The 23,156-nt window shown below is 60.0% G+C and carries 24 protein-coding genes; 13 read left to right on the plus strand and 11 right to left on the minus strand.

The window, feature by feature from the left end; genetic code table 11:
- Positions 1–93 precede the first annotated feature (93 nt).
- On the plus strand, positions 94–549 hold the full coding sequence (locus tag GHN92_RS00735; RefSeq protein ID WP_095001172.1) for a flavodoxin: 456 nt from the start codon (positions 94–96) through the stop codon (positions 547–549).
- Here GHN92_RS00735 and GHN92_RS00740 read toward each other — a convergent pair.
- Entirely contained in the window at positions 530–1,426 is an 897-nt protein-coding gene (locus GHN92_RS00740) for a LysR family transcriptional regulator (RefSeq protein ID WP_095001173.1), read from the minus strand. The two genes, GHN92_RS00735 and GHN92_RS00740, sit on opposite strands and share 20 nt — an antisense overlap.
- A 99-nt stretch (positions 1,427–1,525) precedes the next feature.
- On the opposite strand from GHN92_RS00740, the gene GHN92_RS00745 reads away from it, so the two are divergent.
- The 3 genes from GHN92_RS00745 (at position 1,526) to GHN92_RS00755 (ending at position 3,420) form a co-directional block, all read left to right on the plus strand.
- The gene (locus GHN92_RS00745; RefSeq protein ID WP_095001174.1) at positions 1,526–1,912 is read left to right on the plus strand and encodes a CidA/LrgA family protein; all 387 of its coding nucleotides are present in this window, start codon (positions 1,526–1,528) and stop codon (positions 1,910–1,912) included.
- Positions 1,902–2,588: an LrgB family protein gene (locus tag GHN92_RS00750; protein WP_095023067.1), complete on the plus strand. Its 687-nt coding sequence runs from the start codon at positions 1,902–1,904 to the stop codon at positions 2,586–2,588. The genes GHN92_RS00745 and GHN92_RS00750 overlap by 11 nt, the downstream gene beginning before the upstream one ends.
- A 457-nt stretch (positions 2,589–3,045) precedes the next feature.
- Positions 3,046–3,420, plus strand: coding sequence for a hypothetical protein (locus tag GHN92_RS00755; protein WP_095001177.1), 375 nt, complete (start codon positions 3,046–3,048; stop codon positions 3,418–3,420).
- Between the two features lie 12 nt (positions 3,421–3,432).
- Here the strand turns inward: GHN92_RS00755 and GHN92_RS00760 are convergent, their stop codons facing one another.
- The gene (locus GHN92_RS00760; RefSeq protein ID WP_133144309.1) at positions 3,433–4,227 is read right to left on the minus strand and encodes an IclR family transcriptional regulator; all 795 of its coding nucleotides are present in this window, start codon (positions 4,225–4,227) and stop codon (positions 3,433–3,435) included.
- A gap of 164 nt (positions 4,228–4,391) precedes the next feature.
- Here GHN92_RS00760 and hmgA point away from each other — a divergent pair, with 164 nt between their 5' ends.
- From hmgA to GHN92_RS00780, 4 genes are all read left to right on the plus strand, one after another.
- Positions 4,392–5,696, plus strand: coding sequence for a homogentisate 1,2-dioxygenase (gene hmgA, locus GHN92_RS00765; protein ID WP_133144308.1), 1,305 nt, complete (start codon positions 4,392–4,394; stop codon positions 5,694–5,696).
- A 3-nt stretch (positions 5,697–5,699) separates the two neighbouring features.
- Positions 5,700–7,004: a fumarylacetoacetase gene (gene fahA / locus GHN92_RS00770; RefSeq protein ID WP_130871992.1), complete on the plus strand. Its 1,305-nt coding sequence runs from the start codon at positions 5,700–5,702 to the stop codon at positions 7,002–7,004.
- A gap of 12 nt (positions 7,005–7,016) precedes the next feature.
- Entirely contained in the window at positions 7,017–7,655 is a 639-nt protein-coding gene (gene maiA, locus GHN92_RS00775; protein WP_095001181.1) for a maleylacetoacetate isomerase, read from the plus strand.
- Between the two features lie 225 nt (positions 7,656–7,880).
- Complete coding sequence (locus tag GHN92_RS00780; RefSeq protein WP_095018259.1) at positions 7,881–8,906, plus strand: Glu/Leu/Phe/Val dehydrogenase dimerization domain-containing protein; 1,026 nt, start codon at positions 7,881–7,883, stop codon at positions 8,904–8,906.
- Here GHN92_RS00780 and GHN92_RS00785 read toward each other — a convergent pair.
- From GHN92_RS00785 to GHN92_RS00795, 3 genes are all read right to left on the minus strand, one after another.
- The gene (locus GHN92_RS00785) at positions 8,882–9,274 is read right to left on the minus strand and encodes a MerR family transcriptional regulator (protein ID WP_095018224.1); all 393 of its coding nucleotides are present in this window, start codon (positions 9,272–9,274) and stop codon (positions 8,882–8,884) included. The genes GHN92_RS00780 and GHN92_RS00785 overlap by 25 nt on opposite strands.
- 30 nt (positions 9,275–9,304) lie before the next feature.
- Entirely contained in the window at positions 9,305–9,880 is a 576-nt protein-coding gene (locus GHN92_RS00790) for an NAD(P)H-dependent oxidoreductase (protein ID WP_095001390.1), read from the minus strand.
- 78 nt (positions 9,881–9,958) lie between these two features.
- A complete protein-coding gene (locus tag GHN92_RS00795) occupies positions 9,959–10,216 on the minus strand; it encodes a YebG family protein (RefSeq protein WP_016781842.1) in 258 nt (85 codons plus the stop codon).
- Positions 10,217–10,485: 269 nt separating this feature from the next.
- On the opposite strand from GHN92_RS00795, the gene GHN92_RS00800 reads away from it, so the two are divergent.
- Positions 10,486–10,986 (plus strand): phosphate-starvation-inducible protein PsiE, encoded by a 501-nt coding sequence (locus GHN92_RS00800; RefSeq protein ID WP_016781843.1) that lies wholly within the window; start codon positions 10,486–10,488, stop codon positions 10,984–10,986.
- Positions 10,987–11,060: 74 nt separating this feature from the next.
- On the opposite strand, the gene GHN92_RS00805 is transcribed toward GHN92_RS00800, so the two are convergent.
- The 4 genes from GHN92_RS00805 to GHN92_RS00820 all read right to left on the minus strand — a co-directional run bounded on the left by GHN92_RS00805 (position 11,061) and on the right by GHN92_RS00820 (position 15,705).
- Positions 11,061–11,489: an HPF/RaiA family ribosome-associated protein gene (locus GHN92_RS00805; protein ID WP_095001183.1), complete on the minus strand. Its 429-nt coding sequence runs from the start codon at positions 11,487–11,489 to the stop codon at positions 11,061–11,063.
- A 202-nt stretch (positions 11,490–11,691) separates the two neighbouring features.
- Entirely contained in the window at positions 11,692–14,028 is a 2,337-nt protein-coding gene (gene fecA, locus GHN92_RS00810) for a TonB-dependent Fe(3+) dicitrate receptor FecA (protein ID WP_133144305.1), read from the minus strand.
- Positions 14,029–14,254: 226 nt separating this feature from the next.
- On the minus strand, positions 14,255–15,220 hold the full coding sequence (locus tag GHN92_RS00815; RefSeq protein WP_133144339.1) for a FecR domain-containing protein: 966 nt from the start codon (positions 15,218–15,220) through the stop codon (positions 14,255–14,257).
- Positions 15,217–15,705 (minus strand): sigma-70 family RNA polymerase sigma factor, encoded by a 489-nt coding sequence (locus tag GHN92_RS00820; RefSeq protein ID WP_095023060.1) that lies wholly within the window; start codon positions 15,703–15,705, stop codon positions 15,217–15,219. Before GHN92_RS00820 ends, GHN92_RS00815 begins: the two co-directional genes overlap by 4 nt.
- A 182-nt stretch (positions 15,706–15,887) precedes the next feature.
- On the opposite strand from GHN92_RS00820, the gene GHN92_RS00825 reads away from it, so the two are divergent.
- From GHN92_RS00825 to GHN92_RS00835, 3 genes are all read left to right on the plus strand, one after another.
- Complete coding sequence (locus GHN92_RS00825) at positions 15,888–16,442, plus strand: RNA polymerase sigma factor (RefSeq protein WP_133144304.1); 555 nt, start codon at positions 15,888–15,890, stop codon at positions 16,440–16,442.
- A complete protein-coding gene (locus GHN92_RS00830) occupies positions 16,439–17,425 on the plus strand; it encodes a FecR domain-containing protein (RefSeq protein ID WP_371926136.1) in 987 nt (328 codons plus the stop codon). The genes GHN92_RS00825 and GHN92_RS00830 overlap by 4 nt, the downstream gene beginning before the upstream one ends.
- 182 nt (positions 17,426–17,607) lie before the next feature.
- Entirely contained in the window at positions 17,608–20,025 is a 2,418-nt protein-coding gene (locus tag GHN92_RS00835) for a TonB-dependent receptor (RefSeq protein ID WP_133144338.1), read from the plus strand.
- Between the two features lie 11 nt (positions 20,026–20,036).
- Here GHN92_RS00835 and GHN92_RS00840 read toward each other — a convergent pair whose 3' ends face one another.
- On the minus strand, positions 20,037–20,909 hold the full coding sequence (locus GHN92_RS00840; protein ID WP_130871995.1) for a helix-turn-helix domain-containing protein: 873 nt from the start codon (positions 20,907–20,909) through the stop codon (positions 20,037–20,039).
- 118 nt (positions 20,910–21,027) lie between these two features.
- Here GHN92_RS00840 and GHN92_RS00845 point away from each other — a divergent pair, with 118 nt between their 5' ends.
- The gene (locus tag GHN92_RS00845; RefSeq protein WP_095018257.1) at positions 21,028–21,924 is read left to right on the plus strand and encodes a DMT family transporter; all 897 of its coding nucleotides are present in this window, start codon (positions 21,028–21,030) and stop codon (positions 21,922–21,924) included.
- Positions 21,925–22,036: 112 nt separating this feature from the next.
- Here the strand turns inward: GHN92_RS00845 and GHN92_RS00850 are convergent, their stop codons facing one another.
- Entirely contained in the window at positions 22,037–23,026 is a 990-nt protein-coding gene (locus tag GHN92_RS00850) for a D-glycerate dehydrogenase (protein WP_095001196.1), read from the minus strand.
- Between the last annotated feature and the right edge of the window lie 130 nt (positions 23,027–23,156).

The following is a 23,156-nucleotide window of genomic DNA, read 5'->3' on the forward strand; positions in this document are numbered from 1 at the left end:
TCTCCAGAGAGGCATACAGATGGGCGCATGGTAAGGCATCGCTGCCAGACCTGTTAATATCCCAGGCTTTTAGTCAGCTACAGGATCAGATTGATGAAAGTCGCCATCCTTTCCGGCTCGGTGTACGGCACCGCTGAAGAAGTCGCCCGCAATGCGAAACAACTGCTGACCGATGCCGGTTTTGAGGTTTTGCTCAATACCCGCGCCACTTTGGCCGATCTCCAGGCGTTTGCTCCCGAAGCGCTGCTGGCGGTGACCTCGACCACGGGCATGGGCGAGCTGCCGGACAATCTCGTGCCGCTGTACAGCGCCATCCGTGACCAGTTGCCAGGCGCCTGGCGCGGGCTGCCTGGGGCAGTGATTGCCCTGGGTGATGAAAGTTACGGTGACACGTTTTGTGGCGGTGGTGAGCAAATGCGCGAACTGTTTGCCGAGCTTGGCGTGCGTGAAGTGCTGCCGATGCTGCGTTTGGACTCCAGCGTCACGGTGACTCCGGAGGAAGACTCCGAGCCGTGGATTGCAGAACTGATCAAAACACTGAAGCCGTAACCGGGCGTTCACGCAGCAGCTCAAGCCAGGCCTGGGCTGCCCGTGACAGATACGCGCCATCACGCCAGATAAACGCGATATCCCAGCGCAAGTCATCCGGTGCGAGCAGTTTGAGCCGCACCACCCCGGGGCGCACCAGCCCGCGGGCGACCACACTGGGCAGCAACACTACGCCCTGGCCTGCAGCCACCAATGCCACCAGAAAATCCGCCTGGCCACTGCGCCCGCCTTCGTTGGGGGTAAAGCCTGACTGCTGGCAGGCTTTGAGCACCCGGTCGTTGAGCACAAAGCTGCGCTGGTAGAGCAAAAAGGGCGTATCAGCCAATTGCTCAAGTCTTACGCCAGGCCCCTCGGCCAGCGGATGATCGGCCGGGAGCAGAACATCCAGCGGCTCGTCACAAAACGGCTGATAAGCAAAGGCGGGATTATTCGGGGTCAGGCTGCCGCCCAGCTCCAGTTCGCCGCTCAAAACGGCCTGTTCGATATTCAAGCTGCCTTCTTCGAGCAACTGCACCCGGATATTCGGGTAGCGTCGACGGTATTCGGCAAACAGCCCGGCAAACAGGGTGTTGCTGCCCAGCAGCGGCAGGCCCACCCGCAGTTCCCCCCGGGTCATCTGGCTCAAGTCGTCCAGCTCGCTCAACAACTCCCGATGCAAGCGCAGCATGCCTTCGGCTCGCTGCAACACCACATTGCCCGCTGCCGTCAGCCGCACCTGAGAACCCAGGCGGTCGAACAGCGGTGTACCGAGGCTGTGCTCGAGCTGCGCCACTTGTTTGCTCACCGCTGACTGGCTGATATGCAAGCTGTGGGAGGCGGGTGTAAAACCGCCCTGGCGGGCGACTTCGACAAAGGTGCGCAGGTGTTTGAATTCCATTGGCATGATTCCATTTTGGAATGGCTACAAGTCTGACAATTCGTTTCCGGGATGTTAGCAGGCTCTTTAAACTGGAAACCTGTCTGAAATGGAAACAACATGAAACGCTTCGATGTAAAACGCCTGGGTCGGTTGGTCAGTGAACTGGCCGTTTTGTTGGCGCTGTATTTTCTGGGCTGCCAGCTGGCAACCTGGGGGCACTTGCCGATCCCGGGCGGGGTGGTGGGCATGGCGCTGCTGTTGCTGGCGTTTGCCCTGGGCTGGGTCAGACCGGCGACCCTGCAATTGGGGGCCGGTGTGTTGATGGCCGAAATGCTGTTGTTTTTCATCCCTGCACTCATGAGCCTGCTTGATTACGGTGTAATCGTGCGTGATGAAGGTTGGCGCATCCTGTTGGTCATTGGCGTGAGTACCTTGCTGGTGATGGTGGTGACGGCGTTTACGGTGGAAGCGGTGTGCCGCTGGAGGATGCGTCATGAAGTTTGAACTGATGCCCATGTTCTGGCTGCTGTTCACGCTGTTGACCTACGCCTTCAGCCGCTGGCTGTACCGGCGTACCGGGCGATACCTGTTGTCTCCGCTGATCCTGGTCCCGGCCTTGCTGCTAGCCGTGGCCGTGCCGTTGCACACTGCCTATGCTGAATACTCAAGCAATACCCATTGGCTGATGCTGGTTCTGGGGCCGGTAACGGTGGCCTTTGCCGTACCGATCTGGCAGCAACGCAATTTGCTGGCCCGTCACTGGGTGGCGTTGCTGCTGGGGATGCTGGCGGGCAGCGCGGCATCCATTGGCAGTTCATTCTGGCTGGCCCGGGCGCTGGCGCTGGACACCTCATTGACCATGTCGCTGGTGCCGCGCTCCATCACCACACCGTTTGCCATGCCGCTGGCACAGGATCTGGGTGGCGTACCTGAGCTCACGGCGGTGTTTGTAATGTTCACCGGTGTGTTTGGCGCGTTGCTGGGCGGTATTTTGCTCAAGTGGCTGCCGCTGCGCAGCAGTCTGGCCCGGGGCGCCCTGTTTGGTATCGGCGCTCATGGCGCAGGGGTCAGCCGTGCCCGCGAAGTGGGCAGTGAGGAAGGCTCGGTAGCAGGGCTGGTGATGGTGCTGACGGGCATCCTTAACCTGTTTGCCGCGCCGTTGCTGGCGATGGTGTTCTAGTTCTTAAACCCGCCACATACCCCGTGGGAACGGGCTTGCTCGCGATTGACTCAACTCGGTCTGACTGAAAAACCGTGTCGATGCCATCGCGAGCAAGCCCGCTCCCACAGAATTTTTTGGGCAGCATAAAAAAGGCCGCTGTAAAACAGCGGCCAAGGAAGACGTTCATCAAGGAGCTACAAATCAACGTCAGGGTAAATCGGGGAGAGCAGAGTCGATGCGACTCGATGCGTGTCCGTGTTGCGAAGTCCGGCAAGCTTAAGGGCTGGCCCGCAGCGGAGTAAGCCCGGTTTGGGACAATCTGTATTACAGCTACGGCAACAGTCCTTGTGCGGTAACTATGTGCCGCACACCTGCTGTCGTCACGGTGTTGAATGAGCCTTCACACGGACTCTCCAGGTCGACTTGAACCGTGCACGACGCCGGATGGGCCTGGAGCACTGACAGGAGGTTCACCATGACCCGTAATGAAAAACCCGCATCGCCGATCAACAGCTTCAGCCTCAAACCCAGCGCAGAAGTGATCGAGCGCGTGCGCTCGTTTCTTGACGAGCGACTCCAGCCCCAGGGCCTGGATTGCAGAAGCATCTATCTCAATACGGTGAACAACATCGTTGACCAGACCCTGACGTACAGTCAGAGCCTGCTTGGCCTGGGTGTGGATACGCTGGAGTGGGGTGCTGTGCAGGCCCATGATGACTGGGAGTCGGGGGTGTTTTCCCGGTCCTGGACATTCGATGACAGCCTGCGAGTGGATCAACCGTCCATGGCCGACATCGAGCAGATGATGAAAGACCTGCTCGATGAGGCCAAATACGAGTGGATGGTCTAAAACAATGAGCTGTCAGGCTGGCTGATAACCCATCCGCCAACTGATGGCCTGGCTCGCGGCCAACAAGCGTTTGGCTGCGGGCCCGTTTTCATCGGCGTGGAACAGGGAGGTGGGACCAACCACTGTCAGTACGGCCGCCACCTGACCGGTCGCATTGAACACCGGGGCCGACAAGGCATCGACGCCAGGCATCAGCAAGCCATGGACGAAGTGCAGGCCGCGCTGGCGGATTTGACTGCCAAGTGCGACGTAGGCTGCAGGTGTTTGCAGCGGATGCACCTGATCGGTCTTGAACTCCAGTTCGCGCAAGTCGGCGGTTTCGCGATCCGGTAAAAAAGCGTTGAACACCAGCCCCGTGGATGAGCTCAGCAATGGCAATACCGAGCCCAGCTGGGTCACCACCGTGACCGCCCGCACCGCCGGCTCGATATGCACCACGGTCGCGCCCTGGTTACCCCACACCGCCAAAAAGCAGGTTTCGTTCAAGTCGTCGCGCAGTTCGGCCAGGGGCAGGCTGGCGACCTTGAGCACATCCATGCTGTTGAGCGCAGCCAGTCCCACACGCAACGCCTCGCGCCCCAAACCGTAATGATTGGTGGCGACATTTTGCTCGGCAAACCCGCTGGCAATCAGTGCCTGTAAATAGCGATGCACCTTGCTCGCGGGCATTTGCACGTGTTCGGCCAGGCGCGACAGCGACGTGGAGGGTGAGAGCTCGGCCAGCGCCTTGAGGATGTCAGTGCCGACCTCGGCCGAACGCACTTTTTGTTTGCCGGTGCTGTCGTTGCTGCTGCGGGGCTTTTCCATGGAAGTGTTTATATCTCGGGACGAATGGGCGTCTTTATAGCTTGACGCTTGTTACCAATCAAATTACGTTATGCGTAATTGAATTACGATAAAAATAACGCAGCGACGCGCAAATGCCTTCAGCGCAGGGCGCAGTCATCTGCCTTCTCCATGCTGGAGGCTCCATGAACGTCGATTCGCCTTTGTCAGGTCTTGGCTATCTGTCCGGGTTTGGCAACGAATTCAGCAGCGAAGCATTGCCCGGCGCCCTGCCGGTGGGTCAGAACTCCCCGCAAAAAGCCCCCTACGGTCTGTACGCCGAATTGTTTTCCGGAACTGCGTTCACCATGGTGCGCAGCGAGGCGCGGCGTACGTGGATGTACCGCATCCAGCCGTCAGCCAACCATCCGGCGTTCGTCAAACTGGAGCGGCAACTGGCTGGTGGCCCGTTGGGCACGGTGACGCCGAATCGCTTGCGCTGGAACCCGCTGCCGATTCCTGCCGAGGCTACGGATTTTATCGACGGTCTGGTGGGCATGGTGGCCAATGGCGGGTCGGATAAACCCTCGGGCATCAGCATTTACCATTACTGCGCCAATACTTCGATGCAGCGGGTGTTTTTCAATGCCGACGGCGAAATGTTGCTGGTTCCAGAGTCGGGGCGTTTGCGCATTTGTACCGAACTGGGGCGTCTGGATCTGCAGCCTCTGGAGATCGCGGTCATCCCTCGCGGTCTCAAGTTTCGTGTCGAGTTGCTTGACCCGCAGGCCCGCGGCTATGTTGCCGAGAACCATGGTGCACCGCTGCGCCTGCCTGATCTGGGGCCGATTGGCAGTAATGGCCTGGCCAACCCTCGCGACTTTCTGACTCCGCTCGCCCACTACGAAGACGGTGCGCTCCCTACGCAACTGGTGCAAAAATTTCTTGGTGAGTTGTGGGGCTGCGAGCTGGATCATTCGCCGCTCAACGTAGTGGCCTGGCATGGCAACAACGTGCCGTACAAATACGATCTGCGCCGCTTCAACACCATCGGCACTGTCAGCTTCGATCATCCCGATCCATCGATTTTTACTGTTTTGACTTCGCCTACCAGCGTACCGGGACTGGCCAACCTCGATTTCGTGATTTTCCCGCCGCGCTGGATGGTGGCTGAAAACACTTTCCGGCCACCCTGGTTCCACCGCAACCTGATGAACGAATTCATGGGCCTGATCCAGGGCAGTTACGATGCCAAGGCCGAAGGCTTCCTGCCCGGCGGTGCATCGCTGCACAGCTGCATGAGCGCCCACGGGCCGGACGGCGAAACCTGTACCAAAGCCATTGCGGCCGAGCTGCAACCCAGCAAGATCGAAAACACCATGGCCTTTATGTTCGAAACCAGCCAGGTGTTGCGCCCCAGCCGGTTCGCCCTGGAGTGCCCGCAGCTGCAATCGAACTACGACGCTTGCTGGGCCACGCTGCCCGTGACCTTCACCCCGAACCGGAGATAACCCATGACCCAGTCCACTTTGACCCGCAGCTGGATCGCCTCCGCCAACGGCCACAGCGACTTCCCCCTGCAAAACCTGCCCATGGGCATTTTCAGCATTGATGGCTCGGCGCCACGTAGCGGGGTGGCTATTGGCGATGCCATTTTCGACCTGGAAGCCGGGCTGGCAGCGGGGCTGTTTGAAGGTCAGGCCAAGATAGCCGTAGAGGCTTCGTTGGGCGGGGCGTTGAATAGCTACTTTGCCCTGGATCGGGGCGCCCGGGTTGCCCTGCGCGAGCGTTTGCAGGAACTGCTGGGGGAGGGCAGTTCCCTGCGCGGCAAAATCGAAGCCCAGGGTTCCCGCCTGCTGCCACTGGCAGCTGATTGCCAGATGCACCTGCCGGCCAAAATCGGCGACTACACCGACTTTTATGTGGGCATTGAGCACGCCAAAAACGTCGGCAAGCTGTTCCGCCCGGACAACCCGCTGCTGCCCAACTACAAGTATGTGCCGATTGGCTATCACGGGCGCGCCTCGACCATTCGCCCGTCCGGTGCCGAAGTTCGGCGCCCTAAAGGCCAGACCTTGCCTGCCGGGCAGACCGAGCCAACCTTTGGCCCGTGCGCCCGCCTGGACTACGAACTGGAACTGGGCATCTGGGTTGGCAAAGGCAATGACATGGGCGATGCCATCCCGGTCAGCGAAGCTGCAGAGCACATTGCCGGCTTCTGCCTGCTCAATGACTGGTCGGCACGGGACATCCAGGCCTGGGAATACCAGCCGCTGGGCCCGTTTCTGTCCAAAAGCTTTATCACCAGTATCTCGCCGTGGGTGGTGAGTGCCGAGGCGCTGGAACCATTCCGTCGCGCGCAACCGGCCCGTCCTGAGGGTGATCCACAGCCACTGGCTTACCTGCTCGATACCAGGGATCAGGCCAATGGCGCGCTGGATATCGAACTTGAAGTGCTGCTGCTGACCGAGGCGATGCGTGAGCAGAACCTGCCAGCCCATCGTCTGGGCTTGAGCAACAGCCTGAACATGTACTGGACCGCGGCCCAACTGGTGGCTCACCACAGCGTCAACGGCTGCCAGTTGCAGTCCGGTGACCTGTTCGGTTCGGGCACCTTGTCGGGCCCGGCCCGTTCGCAACTGGGCAGCCTGCTGGAAATCACCGAGGGCGGTAAACACCCGATAGAACTGGCTTCAGGCGAAGTGCGTAAATTTCTGGAGGATGGTGACGAAATCATCCTGCGTGCCCGCTGCGCCCGTGAAGGCCATGCTTCCATCGGTTTTGGCGAGTGCCGGGGCAAGGTTGTTGCCGCGCGCTAAAAGGAGCGGGTCATGGAACTCTTCACCTATTACCGCTCAACCTCGTCTTACCGGGTGCGTATCGCGCTGGCCCTGAAAGGGCTGGATTATCAGGCGGTGCCGGTCAATCTGCTCGTACCGGCTGGCGGTGAACACCGTCAGCCGGCGTATCTGGCCATCAACCCGCAGGGCCGCGTGCCGGCCTTGCGTACCGATGAAGGCTGCGTCTTGACCCAGTCGCCAGCAATCATCGAGTACCTTGAAGAGCGCTATCCCCAGGTGGCGTTGCTGTCCGCTGACCTCGCCACCCGCGCTCATGAACGGGGGGTAGCGGCTCTGGTTGCTTGTGATATCCACCCGTTGCACAACGTCAGCGTGCTCAATCGCCTGCGCCAGTTGGGGCAGGATGAGGAGCAGGTGGTGGAGTGGATCGGTCACTGGATCGGCCAAGGGCTGGCAGCCATCGAGCAGTTGATCGGTGACGAAGGTTACTGCTTTGGCGCGCAGCCCGGGTTGGCGGATGTGTATTTGATCCCTCAGCTGTACGCGGCGCAGCGTTTTGGCGTGCCAATGGCGGCGTACCCGCGCATTGCCCGAGTGGCAGCGCTGGCTGAGCAACACCCGGCCTTTATCCTGGCGCATCCGGCCAATCAGCCTGACACGCCTGCCTGACTTCACTCTGTGTGTGGGAGCGGGCTTGCTCGCGATCGAATCAACGCGGTCTTGCGTAATAACCGCATTGCCTGCATCGCGAGCAAGCCCGCTCCCACAGAAACCTATCCCGCCGGGATATGTCCGAAACCCTGAAAACCGCGCAGGCTTATTCCTGAGCTCTTCAACGAATTTTCTGGCGCCACCTATACTGGCGTTTACCCATAATCGTTCGAGGGCCTGATGATGTTTGCTCTTATGCAAAGCGCTCAGCTCGAGTCGCTGCACCTTAGTGTAGACCCCGTTACAGGCCTTAAAGCCGTGATAGCCATCCACAACACTCGCCTGGGGCCGGCGCTGGGGGGCTGTCGTTATCTTGCTTACCCCAATGACGAAAGTGCAGTCGGTGATGCCATCCGCCTGGCCCAAGACATGAGCTACAAAGCCGCGCTGGCAGGGCTGGCTGTTGGAGGGGGGCAGGCGGTGGTGGTGCGTGCGGCCCACGTTGATAGTCGCGCGGCGCTGTTTGAGGCTTTTGGTCGCTGTGTGGACCAACTGGACGGGCGCTATATCACGGCAATTGACAGCGGCACCTCCACTGCCGATATGGACTGCATTGCCCAGCACACCCGGCATGTCACCAGCACCACTGCTGCGGGGGATCCTTCGCCGCATACGGCCATGGGGGTTTTTGCCGGCATTCGCAGCACCGCATCGTCGCGATTGGGTAGCGACAACCTCGAAGGTTTGCGGGTGGCGGTGCAGGGCCTGGGCAAAGTGGGTTACGCGCTGGCCGAACAGCTGCATGCTGCGGGCGCCGAATTGCTGGTCTGCGATACCGACCCCGGCAAAGTGCGCCTGGCCATGGAACAACTGGGGGCGCACCCGATTGCCTGCGAAGCCTTGCTCAGCACACCCTGCGATATCCTTGCGCCGTGTGGTCTGGGCGGCGTATTGAACTGGCACAGCGTCGCGCAACTGCGCTGCTCGGCTGTGGCCGGGTGTGCCAATAACCAGCTGACCAATCTACAAGTGGCCGATCAGCTCGAGCGGCGGGGGATTTTGTATGCCCCGGATTACGTCATCAATTCCGGCGGGCTGATCTATATGGCCCTGACCCATGAAGGTGCCGCCCCCGAGGCCATCAACCAGCAGTTGCTGCAGATCAGTCAGCGCCTGACCGGCATCTATGCTCACGCCCAGGCCGAAAAGCGTTCACCGGCACGGGTTTCGGACGAGCTGGCTCATCAATTGTTGTACCCCAAGGACTGAACACAGGCCAGGTCCAGTTCCGGGCCTTCCATGGCAAAGCGTGTTTCAAACTCTTCCAACCCCGCATGCACCTGTTGCAACGCTTCGATCTGATTCATTACGGCGTGTTTTTTGCGGGCGATGGCGTTGCTCACGACCTCCCATGGCAGCGTCTGGCCGCGGTGTTGATCAAGGATGGCCTGCATTTCCTTGAGCTTGAAGCCCAGCTGTTGCGCGCATTTGATAAATGTCAGCAGTTCAACGCTTTGCTCGCTGTAGATGCGATAAGCGCCACGGCGTTGCGGTGCAGGTAACAGGCCGATTTCTTCGTAGTGGCGAATGCTTTTGACGGTGGTGCCCGACAATTGGGCGGCTTTGCCGATGTACATGAAAAGTCCTTTTAATCGCCGCCCGCCGAATTATCGAGTGGCGAGCTTGCGTGCCTCTAGAAGCCAGGCGTCTCTTTGATGAGGCGTGGCGTTCAGGATGGGGCCAAACGTCAGGGTGGCGGTGGGTTTTATGCCACAGAACGCCAGTGTGGTTTTGCGTATCTGATGCAACCCCGGCATGCGGTACACCCATCTGTAGTACCACGGCGGGGTGTCCATCGTCACCAGCAGGTGCGCGCTGCGGCCTTTCAGTAGCTTGTCGGGGAAAGCCTTGCCCTTGCGGTATTGAAAGGCAAAACCGGGCAGCAGGATGCGATCGAAAAAGCCTTTGAGCAATGCGGGGATTCCGCCCCACCAGATCGGGTAGACCAGCACCAGGTGTTCGGCCCAGAGGATGTTGGCCTGGGCGTGGAGCAGGTCAGGCTCCAGTGCCTGGACCTCCTGATAGCCTTCGCGCAGCACCGGGTCGAAGCGCAGGGCGCCCAGGCGCATGATGCGTACTTCATGGCTGGCATCCTTGGCGGCAGCTATGTAGCTGTCTGCCAGTGCGCTACAGAAACTGTTCGTGCCGGGGTGACCGAGAATCACCAGTACTCGCTTGCTCATCATGACGCCAACCTCAAAGGGGGCCTTTGAGGGTAGAGGCTGCCCCGTAGGGGAGAGTCAAGCGAGAACCGGGGGCGATTACTCGCTGTCGACCAGCAACTCGGACAGGGCGTCCGGCTGGCTCTTGAATGCCTTGGCAAACACATCGCGATTTTTCGCCATGTAGATACCGGCTTCTTCGACTTGCTGCTCGTTCAGGGACGGCACAGCTTTTTGCAACACTTCGGCCAGCAACTCTGCCAGTTCCAGCATTTTGTCATGACGGTCAGCTTCGGCTTTATCCATGAACAAACGCTCCAGATCTCGGCTGCTGCGGTATACCACTTCGACGGCCATTTACCACCTCATATGCCTTCACGTAAATTATCTAGCGATTACTGTATTTATATACAGCTAAAAGGATAAGCCAATCATCGGGATTTGAATAGCGGCTTTTTCACTCTAGCTGTAATTGATAGGCGCAGCGGGCGCCCGACGTGTCTAATTGCCGCCCGCCATCATCTTAAGTGAGCAGCATCAGGCTGCCACATGGCCTTTTTTCTGCATGTTAAAAGCGTCATGTGCATCGCGGATGATCCGTTCGAGTCGATTCAAGGAGCTGCATCGTGAGAGTTAACAAAGCTGAGAAGCTACGTCGCCAGGTTCATGAACTGGCCGAGTCGATGGGCAACCTGTTCGTCGAAACCTTCCATTACCTGGCATTGTTTGCCATTGGCGCGGTCACTGCCTGGGCGGCGGTGATGGAATTCCTGGGAATGGTGGAGAAGGGCAACATCACGATTGATGACATCCTGCTGCTGTTTATCTACCTCGAGCTGGGGGCAATGGTCGGGATTTATTTCAAGACCAACCACATGCCCGTGCGCTTCCTGATTTATGTGGCGATCACGGCGCTGACCCGCTTGCTGATTTCCAATGTGTCCCATCACAACCCGCCAGACATGGGAGTGGTGTACCTGACCGGGGCGATCCTGTTGCTGGCCTTCGCCATTCTGGTGGTGCGCTATGCGTCTTCGCAGTTCCCGTCGGTGAAGATCGAGAACCCTCATCGCAAGACCGGTGCCGGTTCCGGCGAGCATCCGGAAGTGGAGAAGGGGGAATTGTAAGTCGATTTTACATATGAAAAAGGGCGGGCTTACCAAGGTAAGCCCGCCCTTTTTTGTGCCTCACTGACGTTCAATCAGCTGATCTTGTCGAGTTCCTTTTCTTTCTCCAGGAACTCTTCTTCAAGCAAGTCATCAGCGGTCTGCTTTGGCTCTTTTGCCTCAAACCCTTCCGGGGCGAGGGTCACTGTACGTTTGCCACGCAGCTTGCCGAACAGGTGCTCCAGAGCGTGCTCCAGTTTTTGAGCAGCACCCTCCACAGCCTGGGTCAGTGAATCAGCGTCGTGGGATACGAGAATTGGCTGGTGTCCTTTAGGTCGAGCCTCCATTTTGCAGCGTTTGTCCTTGGGACCGGACTTGCCGCCATTTTCATCACTGAGATGGACCTCGACCCGGGTCAGATCTTCCAAATGGCGTTCGAGCGTGACTTCAACAGTAGCGGTGACCCAGTCTTGGGTGCGTTTGTCACTGTCGATGTGTTTATCGGAAAAGACGTGAGTAAGCATAGTTCTTCCCTTATATAAGCGTGCTCGTGTGAGGTCTGACGGCCTTGGGTGTACAAAGGTTCATCGTCATCGCTCAGTTACAGTGTTTGGGCCGATGAGCAAATATTTCAAGCACTATTTTCAGGAAGTCTTTCAAGTCGTGACCGGTGTCAGTCTTTGCCTGTAGGAAAAGCCCGCGTGTGCGGGCTTTAGCCAATTTAAATCAAAATGCGACAGAGGTTTGTACATAGAGCGTGCGTGGCTCGCCCACGTATTTGCCCTTGTTGTTGTCGTCAAACGAGCGGGTGTAATACTCGTGGTTGAGGATGTTTTTGACCCCCACAGCCACGTTAAGGTCGGACAGCTGGTGGCCAAAGTCATAGCCCACACGGCTGTTGAAGACCATATAGCCTGGGATCAAACCGGTGCTGCCGTCAGCGCTTTCGGCGCGGGTATTGGCGTTGTCGGCGAACTGGTTGCTTTGGAAGGTGCTGTCCAGGTTGGCTTTCCACGGCCCCTCGGTATAGCCGACGCCGATGCTGCCTTTGTTTTTCGAGGAGAACGGCACACGATTGCCTTTGTTCGGCCCATCTTCGCGGATGGTCGCGTCAACATAGGCATAGGTGGCGTATACGTCGAACCCCGCCAGTACCGGGCTCAGGCCATCCAGCGCGTAGTTGACGCTGGCCTCGATGCCCTGATGACGGGTCTTGCCCCGGGCGATCACCGTGTCGGTGGTTTGGTTGCTGTCGTACTGGTTGTTGAAGTTGATCAGAAATGCGCCGATCTCCGCGCGCAGGTTGCCATTGTCGTAGCGAGTGCCAATTTCCCAGGTGCGCGCTTTTTCCGGTTTTACTTCGCCGCCGGTGACCCGGTTCGGCATCTGGCTGTACTGCACGCTGCCGAAGGAGCCTTCGGTATTGGCATACAGATTCCAGCTGTCGGTCACGTGGTACATCACGTTCAGGGCGGGAAGCGGAGTGTTGTAGTCGCCCTTGTATTTGACGTTGGTCAGCAAGTTGGTTTGCTGTTGTTCAATCATTTCGTAGCGAATGCCCGGAGTGAAGGTCCATTTGCCGATGTCGATCTTGTCGTCGATAAAGAATGCATGGGCTTCGGTGGCACCACGGGTGTCGCGGTCATTGCGGCTGTTGGTGGTGGGCAGTTCATTGGCGGCAATCGGCGTGCGGTAGCGCAACTCATGGCCGGCTTCGTTGATATAACGATAACCTGCGCCCACTTCGTGGCTGCTGTTGCCCAGATCAAAGCCCTGGGCTATACGGGTTTCGATCCCGCGCACCCAATATTCCCGCGGTGACAGCGAGAGGAAGCTGCCCTGGTCCAGATAGCCGCTGCGCAGGGTCTTGGTGAAGAAGCTGTTGACGGTGAATTCACGGCGATCTTCCTGGTAGCGATAGCCAAAGTTGACCAGGGTGCGACGGCCCCAGAACTTGTCGTTCGGGCGGGTCGACTGATACGGGTCAGCCTTGTAGGCCGCGGTGCTCAGGCCGCCGGGCATATCGGCCTCGCCATCGTAGTACTGGGCCATGGCGTGCAGGCTGTTGGCTTCGTCGATCTGATAGTTGCCCTTGAGGATCAGGTCGTCGATGCGTGTGTCGCTATGCTGGCGCCAGTCGCCGCCGCGCACGCCGGAATACAGCAGGGCGCCGCCGAGGCCGTTGTCGGCGGTGCCGCCGGCCAGCAGGTTGGCGGTTTTCTTGAAGCCATCCTGGGTGGACGATGGGCTGGTTTCGGTTTGCAGGCCAACTTTTACAGTCGGTTCGTCGGGAATGGCGCGGGTCACGAAGTTGACGATACCGCCGACGTTCTGCGGCCCATACCGCACGGCACCGCCGCCACGCACTACGTCTACCGCATCCATATTGCCCATGCTGATGGGGGCAAACGACAGCTGCGGCTGACCGTAGGGGGCGAAGGGCACGGGAATGCCGTCCATCAACACGGTGGAGCGGGTTGCCAGGCGTGGGTTTAACCCACGGATACCAAAGTTGAGCGCCATGTCGTGGCTGCCGGTACCGTTGTTTTCCGGGGCGTTGACGCCGGGGATGCGATTGAGCACTTCGCGGGCGCTGGTAGCGCCCTGGCGTTCAAACTCTTCGCGACGGATCACGTCGCGGGCGCCGGGGTGTTCGAACACATCGGTTTGCGCCGCGTCGCCGAGCCAGTCACCCACCACGCTGGAAGCGCCCAGCTCAATGCTTACCGGAGCTGTCGAGGTGGTTGCAGGTTGCAGGCTGAATGCCCCCAGGCCTTCAGCGCGGGCTTGCAGGCCGGTACCTTCGAGCAGGGCTTGCAAGCCTTGTTCTGGATCGTAGGTGCCTTCCAGGCCCTTGCTCTGAATACCGCTGGCGGCGGCGGAGCTGAACGAAATCAGCACCCCGGCTTCGCGTCCGAATTGGTTGAGAGCGTTTTCCAGCGTTGAAGGTGCGATGTGGTAAGCCTTGGTGTCGGCAAGCGCCATCGGCAGGACGCTGAAACTCAAACTGGCACCTAATAGCAAGCGGGCCAGGGACGTAAGACGGAAGGGCTGAGCGGGCATGAGGGATCCTGTGGGGATGAGAATCTAAGTGGCTTACCTTCTCTGTCACGCCAGATCCGAAATCGGCTCACATTTTTTGAAAATAAAATGCACACCCTTTGTGGGAGCGGGCTTGCTCGCGATTGGATCGCCGTGGTGTGACTGGCAGACCGCGTTGTTGCCATCGCGAGCAAGCCCGCTCCCACAACAAGCTCGCTGCTACAACACGTCCGTTTGCACAGAGCCGTTACACCCGCGCTTCAACCGTTACCCAATAGCGGGTAAAGCGCTTGATTCGCACTGGCAAGCTGACGGCAAGCAGGTCCAGCACGCGTTCGCTGTCGTCCACCGGGTAGGTGCCGGAGATCAGCAGGTCGGCGACTTTTGGGTCGCAGTTGAGCTGGCCCCGGCGATAGCGGCCCAGTTCGACGAGAAAATCCGCCAGGCGCATATGCGCAGCAACCAGCATGCCGTCGGTCCACGCACCGCTCCCCGCATCCAGAGGGCGCGGGGTGTTCCAGGCCAGGCGGGTGAAGCTCAGTTGCTGGTGCGGCTCAACCCACAATGCACTACCCGTATGCGCCGTTGGCATCAACGCAACCCGGCCCTCGAACACGGCGATTTCAGTGCGGTCGCCAAATTGGCGCACATTCAGGCGCGCCGCCTGGGGTTGCACGGTGCCTTGGGCGGTACGCACCAGCAGTGGGCGAGAATCCCGGGCGGCAGTCAGCAGCATTTCGCCTTCGAGCAGGCGGATGACTCGTTGCTGGGCATCGAATTTCACATCCACCGCGCTGGCGGTGTTGAGCTGGAGCTGGCTGCCATCATGCAACTGCAGGTTGCGCCGCTGGCCCACCGGTGTGCTGAAGTCTGCCAGCAACGGGGTGACGGGCAACTGCTCGCGCAGGCCCCAGGTCAATGCCGAGCCTGCGCCTAAAAGCAGCAACAGCTTCAATGCCTGACGGCGACTGCTGCTTTTGGGCGCGTTCAGGGCCGCATGGGCCAGTGGCGACGACAAACCGCGCAAGCGCTGGTTGATGCGCTGGATATGCTCCCACGCCCGCTGGTGTTCAGGATGGGCGTGTAACCATTGCTCCCAGGCCTGCTGGCGCCTGGGACTGAGCGCACCGCCCTGCATTTCGACCAGCCAGCTGACTGCTTGCTCGGCCACCGCCGTGCCGATGTCGGGCGGTGCATTGAAGGCACCGTTCACAGGGCGAAGTAGCAACGCAGGGCTGCCTTGCTCAAATGACGTTTGACCGTGGCAATCGAGATACCCAGTTGAGCGCCAATTTCGGCGTAGCCCAGGCCATCGACCTGAGCCAGTAAAAAGGCGCGTTTGACCGGGGAAGGCAGGCCGTCGAGCAATTGATCGAGCTCCATCAGGGTTTGCAGAATGATTGCGCGTTCTTCTTCACTGGGGGCAACCTGTTCGGGCAGGTCAGCCAGGGCCTGCAGGTAGGCGCGCTCCAGATCCTGGCGGCGATAGTGATTGAACAGCACGCGCTTGGCGACCACGGTCAAAAACGCCCGGGGTTCGCCAGGGGCCGGGGTTTCGCGGGCGGTCAGCAGCCGCATGAAAGTGTCCTGGGCCAGGTCGGCGGCATTCTGCGGGCAGCCGAGCTTGCGCCGTAACCATCCCGTGAGCCAGCTGTGGTGGTCCTGATACAGAACCTCGACGGTGTTTGACTGCGACAACGACCACTCCGGCTGCGCTGAATAACGCTTTAGAGAACAAGAATTGTTCGCATTGTAGGGGTGGCTTTATGCATTGAGCAATCACCACTTATCAAGGGCGGTCGCGCAGCCCGTCATCTGCTTTTGCATATGAGAATATTTATCATTAGTATCGCTTTCCTTTTGCCTGCGCATCGATCTCCATGACCCCACCCGAATTCAAGGATGGCCCTACCAGCGAACCGCGCCAGGGACGAGCGCATTTCCTGCAGGTGTTTCTTAGCCAACGTCCGCAGATGGAAGCGCTGGTGAGCCGCCGCGTGGGCTGCCGGGCTACGGCCGCTGATCTGGTGCAGGATTTGTTTTTGCGGTTTTGGCGGCGGCCGTTGGTGCAGGTTGAAGAGCTGAGCACCTATCTGCTGCGCTGTGCGGGCAATATCGCCATCGACCATTTGCGCAGCGAAGGTACGCGCGAGCGGGTCAGCCATCACTGGCAGCCTGAACCGGACGCCAGAAGCTGCGAGCCCCAGGCCGCTCTGGAAGCCGGAAATGACTTGCGCCAGGTCGAGGCGGCATTGCGCAGCCTGCCCGAGCGCACGCGGCATATCTTTTTGCTCAACCGTATTCACGGTCGCACCTATGCCGAGATCGCCAAGGTCATGGGCGTGTCGCAAAGTGCTGTCGAAAAACACATGATGCGTGCCCTGGAGGCCTGCAAGGCCAGTCTGCGTGAGCCGCCATCAGGGACAGCATTGTGAACCGCCATTCGAGAGTTGCCGTGACAGCCGAGCAAGAGCGTGCCGCGTTGGACTGGCTCAGTGTGCTGCACGACCGGCCCGACAGTGGCGATCAGGCCACCTTCAGTCGCTGGCTGCAGGCTGACCCTGCCCATGCCGAGGCCTATGCCCAGGCGCAGGTGGTGTGGGAGCTGAGTGAAGTGGCGGCCAGTACCCTGGCTGACGAAGAGTCGCTGGCCCTTCAGCGATACCTGTCGGCTATGGATACATCCCGGCGCGGTCGCCTGCGGCATTGGGCCGGTGGGTTGGCCATTGCTGCATGCCTGCTGCTGATGGTCGGTGTATTTGCCGGTTGGCAACCGGCGCGCTGGGTGGACGATCTGGGCGCGGACTATGTGAGCGCGCCTGGGCAAGTGCGCACTGTGGTGCTGGCCGATCAAACGCAGGTCACGCTGGATGCCGACAGCGCCATTGCGGTGAACTTCAGTGGTGGTGAACGCCATGTGCAATTGCGCCGTGGCGTGGCCTTCTTTCACGTCACCCATACCGGCGCGCCCTTTGTGGTAGATGCCGACGGCGGTGAAGCGCGGGTCCTGGGCACCGAATTTGAGGTGCGCCTGCAACCGGGCGGGGCGCAAGTCACGGTGTTGTCCGGGCGGGTAGGGGTCAAGGCTGGCAAGGATTCGGCTCAGCAGATTCTTACTGCCGATCAGCAAATTGCCTACGACGCTGGGGTTACCGATGCAGTGCATCACGTTGACAGCCAGAGCCGCCTGGGCTGGCGCTCGGGCTGGTTGAGCTATTACAAAACCCCGCTGGCTGATGTCGTGGCCGATCTCAGGCGTTATTACCCGGGGCAGATTGTGTTGCTCAACAGCCAGTTGGGTGCCAGGAAAATCAGCGGCAGTTTCCCCAGCCAGGACCCGCAAGCCGTACTCAATTCGTTGCAGGGCGTGCTCGGATTTGAGCAGCACAGTGTGTTAGGACTGATTGTGTTGCGTTGACGCGCCCTCCACATATCCCTGTGGGAGCGGGTTTGCTCCCACCGTTTTCCCACAGGCGGTCTGTGGCGTCATCGCGGATTTTTTTTCATTGCGTGGTGAGGTAAACCCCGGCGCCATCCGTGTAGTGCTTGAAAATGCGAAAAATTCGTATTCCGTATCAGGTCAACACACAGGTCATGAGCATGAAGTCCAGGGCAAGTTCGGTGAAACAGTGGTTGGGAGCTTCTGCATTCGTGATGGCCGGGTTGGCGCTAAACCCGCTTTATGCGGCCATGGCTGCCGAGGCGCCGCAACAGCAGGCCGAAGCCTTGTTCGATTTCAACCAGCCGGCGAAACCTCTGCCCCAGGCGCTCAACGACTTTTCCCGGCTGACTGGCCTGAGCGTGGTCTACACCGATGAAGCCCCCTTTGGCCTGCAAGCGCCGGCGATCAAGGGGCGCATGAGCGCCGGGCAGGCTTTGCAGCAGTTGCTCGCGCAGTCTGGCTTCAATGGGCGGCGTACCGACGCCAACACTTTTGCCCTGGAACCCCAGCCCACCGCAGGCGCCCTGAACCTGGGGGCCACCAGCATTACCTCGCTGGCCACAACCGACACCAGCTACCAGCCACCAGCCACCACTTCGGTGATGCGCGGCACGGGCTCATCCATGGAAGTGCCGCAAACCATCAATGTGGTTGCCGCCCAGGTGATTCGCGACCAGGCGCCGCGCAATCTGGATGATGCCCTGAACAATGTCAGCGGCATCACCCAGGGCAACACGCTGGGCAGTACCCAGGACTCGGTGATGAAGCGCGGCTTTGGTGACAACCGTGACGGTTCGATCATGCGCGACGGTATGCCGCTGGTGCAGGGCCGGGCGATGAACGCTGCCACCGAACGGGTCGAAGTGCTCAAGGGGCCGGCCTCGTTGCTCTACGGGATTCAAGATCCGGGTGGTGTCGTCAACGTGGTCAGCAAAAAGCCGCAGCTGGAGCAGTACAACGCGGTGACGGTGCGTGGGTCAACCTATGGCTCGGGTAAAAACGGCGGCGGTGGCAGCCTCGACAGCACCGGCCCGCTGGGTGATTCGGGGCTGGCCTACCGGATGATCATCGACCATGAAGATGAAGATTACTGGCGCAATTTTGGGGTGCATCGCGAAACCCTGATCGCGCCGTCGCTGGCCTGGTACGGCGACAACACCCAAGTACTGCTGGCGTACGAACACCGCGAGTTCCTGACCCCCTTCGACCGTGGGACGGCCATCAATCCGGCGACCAACCATCCGCTGGACATTCCGGCCACGCGCCGCCTGGACGAGCCGTTCAACAATATGGAAGGGCGCTCGGACCTGTACCGCCTTGAAGTCGATCACGACCTCAACGACGACTGGAAAGCCCATTTCGGCTACAGCTGGAACCGCGAAACCTACGACGCCAGCCAGGTTCGGGTTACCAAGGTCAACTCCGACGGCACCCTGACGCGCAAAATGGACGGCACCAAAGGTGCCATCACCACCGACCGTTTCAGCACCTTCAGCTTGCAGGGCAAGGTTCAGGCCGCTGGCATGCAGCATGACCTGGTGTTTGGCGTGGACGACGAATACCGCAAAATCTATCGCGCCGAGCTGATCCGCCAGGACAGCCAGTCCACGTTCAATTACGAAAACCCGGTGTACGGCAATGAAGTCGCCGGTACCACCGTGAGCGCCAGTGACAGCAACCAGACCGACTTGCTGCGCAGCGACTCGTTGTTTGCCCAGGACTCGATCCACCTCACCGACCAATGGATTCTGGTGGCGGGCGCACGCTTTCAGAAGTACGACCAACTGGCGGGCAAAAGCATTCCGTTCAAGGCCAGCACCGATACCAACGGGGTGAAATGGATCCCGCGGGCCGGGCTGGTATACCGCTACACCGATGAGCTGTCGTTCTATGGCAGCTACACCGAATCGTTCAAGCCCAACTCCTCGATCGCTCCGCTGACGGGCGGCGTAGTACTGGACTCCTCCATCGCCCCGGAGCAGTCAAAATCCTGGGAACTGGGGGCCAAGCTGGATATCCCGGGCCGTATCACTGGCACCCTGGCCTTGTACGACATCAAAAAGCGCAATGTGCTGGTGTCCTCCACGGTGGACGATGTCACCGCCTATTCGGCCGCGGGTGAAGTTCGTTCCCGGGGCCTGGAACTGGACGTCAGCGGCCAGTTGACGGACCAGTGGAGCCTGATCGGCAGCTATGCCTATACCGATGCCGAGGTGACCAAAGACACCACCTACCAGGGCATGCGTCTGCAGAACGTGGCCAAGAACAGCGGTTCGCTGTCGGCGGTCTATGACTTTGGCAGCATCGTGGGCGGTGACAAGCTACGCGTTGGCGCAGGCGCGCGCTATGTGGGCGAACGGGCGGGGGATGCCCTGAACGACTTCGATCTGCCGGGTTACACCGTGGCCGATGCCTTTGCTACCTACGACACCAAGGTTGAGGGGCAAAAGGTCAAATTCCAGTTCAACGTCAAAAACCTTTTCGACCGCACTTACTACACCTCGGCGGCCAGCCGCACCTTTGTCTCCATCGGCGATGCGCGGCAACTCACATTTTCCAGCACTCTGGAGTTCTAAGGCCGCCAGGGTTACCTGAACACCGCCCGAAACTCCCCCGGCGTGCCGCCCAGGCTTTGCTTGAAGCGGTTGGCGAAGTGGCTGGCGCTGGCGAAGCCACAGGCCAGTGCAACATGGCCCAACGCCAGTGTGCTGTTGCGCAGCAGGTCGCGGGCGCGGGCCAGGCGGCGGGCCAGCAGGTATTGATGGGGCGGTACGCCAAAGCTTTCGCGGAACATGCGGGCAAAGTGGTAAGGCGATAGCGCGCACTGCGCTGCCAACTGGCCGATGTTCAGCGGTTCGGCCAGCCGGTGCTCGATGTATTCCACCAGTTGGCGGCGCTGATAGGCCGCCAGCCCGCCCTTGAGTTGCAGCCCGTCACGCAGCCCCACCTGGGTCAGTACGGCATGGTCGAGCAGGGCGCTGGCCAGGCTGCTGGTGAGCAGGCGTTCGGCGGGCTCGTCCCAGTTGGTCTGGATCAGTTGATGAAAGCGGCGGGTTTGCTGTTCGTCATCCTGAAAGGTCAGTTCCCGCAATTGCATCTCCCGGGGTTCGCGGTCGAGCAGGGCGATGCAGCCCAGGGCTAATTGCTCCTGGCTGACATACACATGGGCCAGGCGTATTTCGCCATTGATCACCCACGCCGATTGATGATCGGCGGGCAGCACGCAGAGCTTGCCCGGTGAGCCCTTGGCGCCGGGTTGTTCGCGTCTGAAAGTACCGGTGCCGCCGGAGATATAGCACGACAAGGTGTGGTGCGTCGGTGCTTCATACTCACGGGCATCGTGGTGGTTGGTCCACACAGCAGCGGCCAAGCCTTCACCCAGCTCGGCACTGTGCACCAGACGGGCATTGGGCGAGCTGTTCATGGACTGGAAGACTTGCAGGGTATCGAATGCGGGCATGCTCGCATCCTACTCCGTCGCACTGCGGCTGCCAGCCCCGACCCCACAAAAGCGCAAGAATCTGCAAGTGCGGCCCAGGCAGCGGGCCCAGACTGAAGGCCATTGTCTGGAGTGCGCCATGAACCTGTTTTTATATGTAATGACTGTCTTGATCTGGGGCACCACCTGGATCGCCCTGAAATTGCAATTGGGGGTGGTGGCGATACCGGTGTCCATCGTTTACCGCTTTGGTCTGGCGGCGTTGGTGCTGTTTGCCGTGCTGTTGCTCAGCCGCAAGTTGCAGGTGATGAACAGGCGCGGGCATCTGATTTGCCTGGCCCAGGGGTTGTGCCTGTTCTGTGTCAACTTCATGTGTTTCTTGACCGCCAGCCAGTGGGTGACCACAGGCCTGATCGCGGTGGTGTTTTCTACCGCCACATTGTGGAATGCGCTGAATGCGCGGATTTTCTTCAAGCAGAAAATCGCCCGCAACGTGATCGCCGGCGGTGCCCTGGGCATGCTCGGGCTGGGCCTGTTGTTCTGGCCGGAATTGAGCGGGCATGCCGCCACACCGCATATTGCCCTCGGACTGGGGCTGGCGTTGATCGGCACCCTGTGTTTTTCGGCGGGCAACATGCTGTCCAGCCTGCAACAGAAAGCCGGGCTCAAGCCGCTGACCACCAATGCCTGGGGCATGCTGTATGGTGCCAGCATGCTGGCGGTGTACTGCGCGCTAAGGGGTATCCCGTTCGAAATGGAATGGAACACGCGCTATATCGGTTCGCTGTTGTACCTGGTGATACCGGGCTCGGTGATCGGCTTTACCGCGTACCTGACCCTGGTCGGGCGCATGGGGCCGGAGCGCGCGGCATATTGCACGGTGTTGTTCCCGCTGGTGGCGCTGAATGTGTCGGCCTTTGCCGAAGGCTACCAGTGGACCCCCCCGGCGTTGGCCGGGTTGGTGCTGGTGATGCTGGGTAACGTGCTGGTGTTTCGCAAACCCAAGCCGGTGGCATTGAACGCCAAGCTGGCGTGAGTCTGTAACCTCCTGTGGGAGCGGGCTTGCTCGCGATGGCAGCGACGCGGTGTATCAGTGACACCTCGGCGATCCAATCGCGAGCAAGCTCGCTCTCACAACAGACCTTGCCTCAGCCCTTGAACACCTGCGGGTTGACCAGGTCTTGCGGGCGTTCGCCCAGCAGGGCGCTGCGCAGGTTGGCCAGGGCGCGGTTGGCCATCGCCTCACGGGTTTCGTGGGTGGCCGAGCCGATATGGGGCAGGGTCACGGCGTTTTTCAACGCGAACAAAGGTGATTCGCTCAGCGGTTCTTTCTCGTAAACATCCAGGCCAGCGCCGCGAATGGTGCCGTTTTGCAGGGCTTCGATCAGTGCCGGTTCGTCGACCACCGGGCCACGGGAGATATTCACCAGAATAGCGCTCGGCTTCATCAGCTTGAGTTCGCGCTGGCTGATCAGATGTCGGGTTTTCTCGCTCAATGGCACCACCAGGCAGACGAAGTCCGCTTCGGCCAGCAACTGGTCGAGGCTGCGAAATTGCGCGCCCAGCTCTTGCTCAAGTGCGGTCTTGCGGCTGTTGCCGCTGTACAGGATTGGCATGTTGAAACCCAGCCGGCCACGACGGGCAACGGCTGCGCCGATATTACCCATGCCGACGATACCCAGGGTCTTGCCGTAGACATCGCTGCCGAACAGGGCGGGTGGCACGCTGGCTTGCCATTGGCCGGCCTTGGTCCAGGCGTCCAGCTCGGCGACCCGACGGGCGCTGCTCATGATCAGGGTAAAACCCAGGTCGGCGGTGCTTTCGGTCAGCACGTCCGGGGTATTGGTGAGCATGATGCCGCGTTCGTTGAAGTAGTCGACATCGTAGTTGTCGTAACCCACCGAGACGCTGGAGACGACCTCCAGCTGCCGGGCATGTTCCAGCTGCTTGCGCCCCAGTTTGCGGCCGACGCCGATCAGACCGTGGGCGTGGGGCAGTGCCTCTTCGAATTGGGCGTTGATATCGCCCAGCTTGGGGTTGGGCGCGATGACGTTGAAATCCTGTTGCAGGCGCTCGATCATCGCGGGGGTGACGCGGCTGAAGGCAAGTACGGTTTTCTTGGTGCTGGAAAGGCTCATCTGAACAAGACTCATCGGCTGTCGGGAATGTAAGCACGCTAACATTCTCGCCCGCCCGCTGCCAATCCTTGACCTGTGGGAGCGGGCTTGCTCGCGATTGGATCGTCGGGGTGTGGCAGATACACCGCGT

The organism is Pseudomonas sp. FSL R10-2964, from assembly GCF_009600035.1.
GTDB lineage: Bacteria > Pseudomonadota > Gammaproteobacteria > Pseudomonadales > Pseudomonadaceae > Aquipseudomonas > Aquipseudomonas bubulae.

Bases quoted from the DNA above. Each gene is read 5' to 3' on its own strand.
- GHN92_RS00735 (WP_095001172.1), top strand. From the start codon at position 94: ATGAAAGTCGCCATCCTTTCCGGCTCGGTGTACGGCACCGCTGAAGAA.
- GHN92_RS00740 (WP_095001173.1), bottom strand. From the start codon at position 1,426: ATGGAATTCAAACACCTGCGCACCTTTGTCGAAGTCGCCCGCCAGGGC.
- GHN92_RS00745 (WP_095001174.1), top strand. From the start codon at position 1,526: ATGAAACGCTTCGATGTAAAACGCCTGGGTCGGTTGGTCAGTGAACTG.
- GHN92_RS00750 (WP_095023067.1), top strand. From the start codon at position 1,902: ATGAAGTTTGAACTGATGCCCATGTTCTGGCTGCTGTTCACGCTGTTG.
- GHN92_RS00755 (WP_095001177.1), top strand. From the start codon at position 3,046: ATGACCCGTAATGAAAAACCCGCATCGCCGATCAACAGCTTCAGCCTC.
- GHN92_RS00760 (WP_133144309.1), bottom strand. From the start codon at position 4,227: ATGGAAAAGCCCCGCAGCAGCAACGACAGCACCGGCAAACAAAAAGTG.
- hmgA (WP_133144308.1), top strand. From the start codon at position 4,392: ATGAACGTCGATTCGCCTTTGTCAGGTCTTGGCTATCTGTCCGGGTTT.
- fahA (WP_130871992.1), top strand. From the start codon at position 5,700: ATGACCCAGTCCACTTTGACCCGCAGCTGGATCGCCTCCGCCAACGGC.
- maiA (WP_095001181.1), top strand. From the start codon at position 7,017: ATGGAACTCTTCACCTATTACCGCTCAACCTCGTCTTACCGGGTGCGT.
- GHN92_RS00780 (WP_095018259.1), top strand. From the start codon at position 7,881: ATGTTTGCTCTTATGCAAAGCGCTCAGCTCGAGTCGCTGCACCTTAGT.
- GHN92_RS00785 (WP_095018224.1), bottom strand. From the start codon at position 9,274: ATGTACATCGGCAAAGCCGCCCAATTGTCGGGCACCACCGTCAAAAGC.
- GHN92_RS00790 (WP_095001390.1), bottom strand. From the start codon at position 9,880: ATGAGCAAGCGAGTACTGGTGATTCTCGGTCACCCCGGCACGAACAGT.
- GHN92_RS00795 (WP_016781842.1), bottom strand. From the start codon at position 10,216: ATGGCCGTCGAAGTGGTATACCGCAGCAGCCGAGATCTGGAGCGTTTG.
- GHN92_RS00805 (WP_095001183.1), bottom strand. From the start codon at position 11,489: ATGCTTACTCACGTCTTTTCCGATAAACACATCGACAGTGACAAACGC.
- fecA (WP_133144305.1), bottom strand. From the start codon at position 14,028: ATGCCCGCTCAGCCCTTCCGTCTTACGTCCCTGGCCCGCTTGCTATTA.
- GHN92_RS00825 (WP_133144304.1), top strand. From the start codon at position 15,888: ATGACCCCACCCGAATTCAAGGATGGCCCTACCAGCGAACCGCGCCAG.
- GHN92_RS00835 (WP_133144338.1), top strand. From the start codon at position 17,608: ATGAAGTCCAGGGCAAGTTCGGTGAAACAGTGGTTGGGAGCTTCTGCA.
- GHN92_RS00840 (WP_130871995.1), bottom strand. From the start codon at position 20,909: ATGCCCGCATTCGATACCCTGCAAGTCTTCCAGTCCATGAACAGCTCG.
- GHN92_RS00845 (WP_095018257.1), top strand. From the start codon at position 21,028: ATGAACCTGTTTTTATATGTAATGACTGTCTTGATCTGGGGCACCACC.
- GHN92_RS00850 (WP_095001196.1), bottom strand. From the start codon at position 23,026: ATGAGCCTTTCCAGCACCAAGAAAACCGTACTTGCCTTCAGCCGCGTC.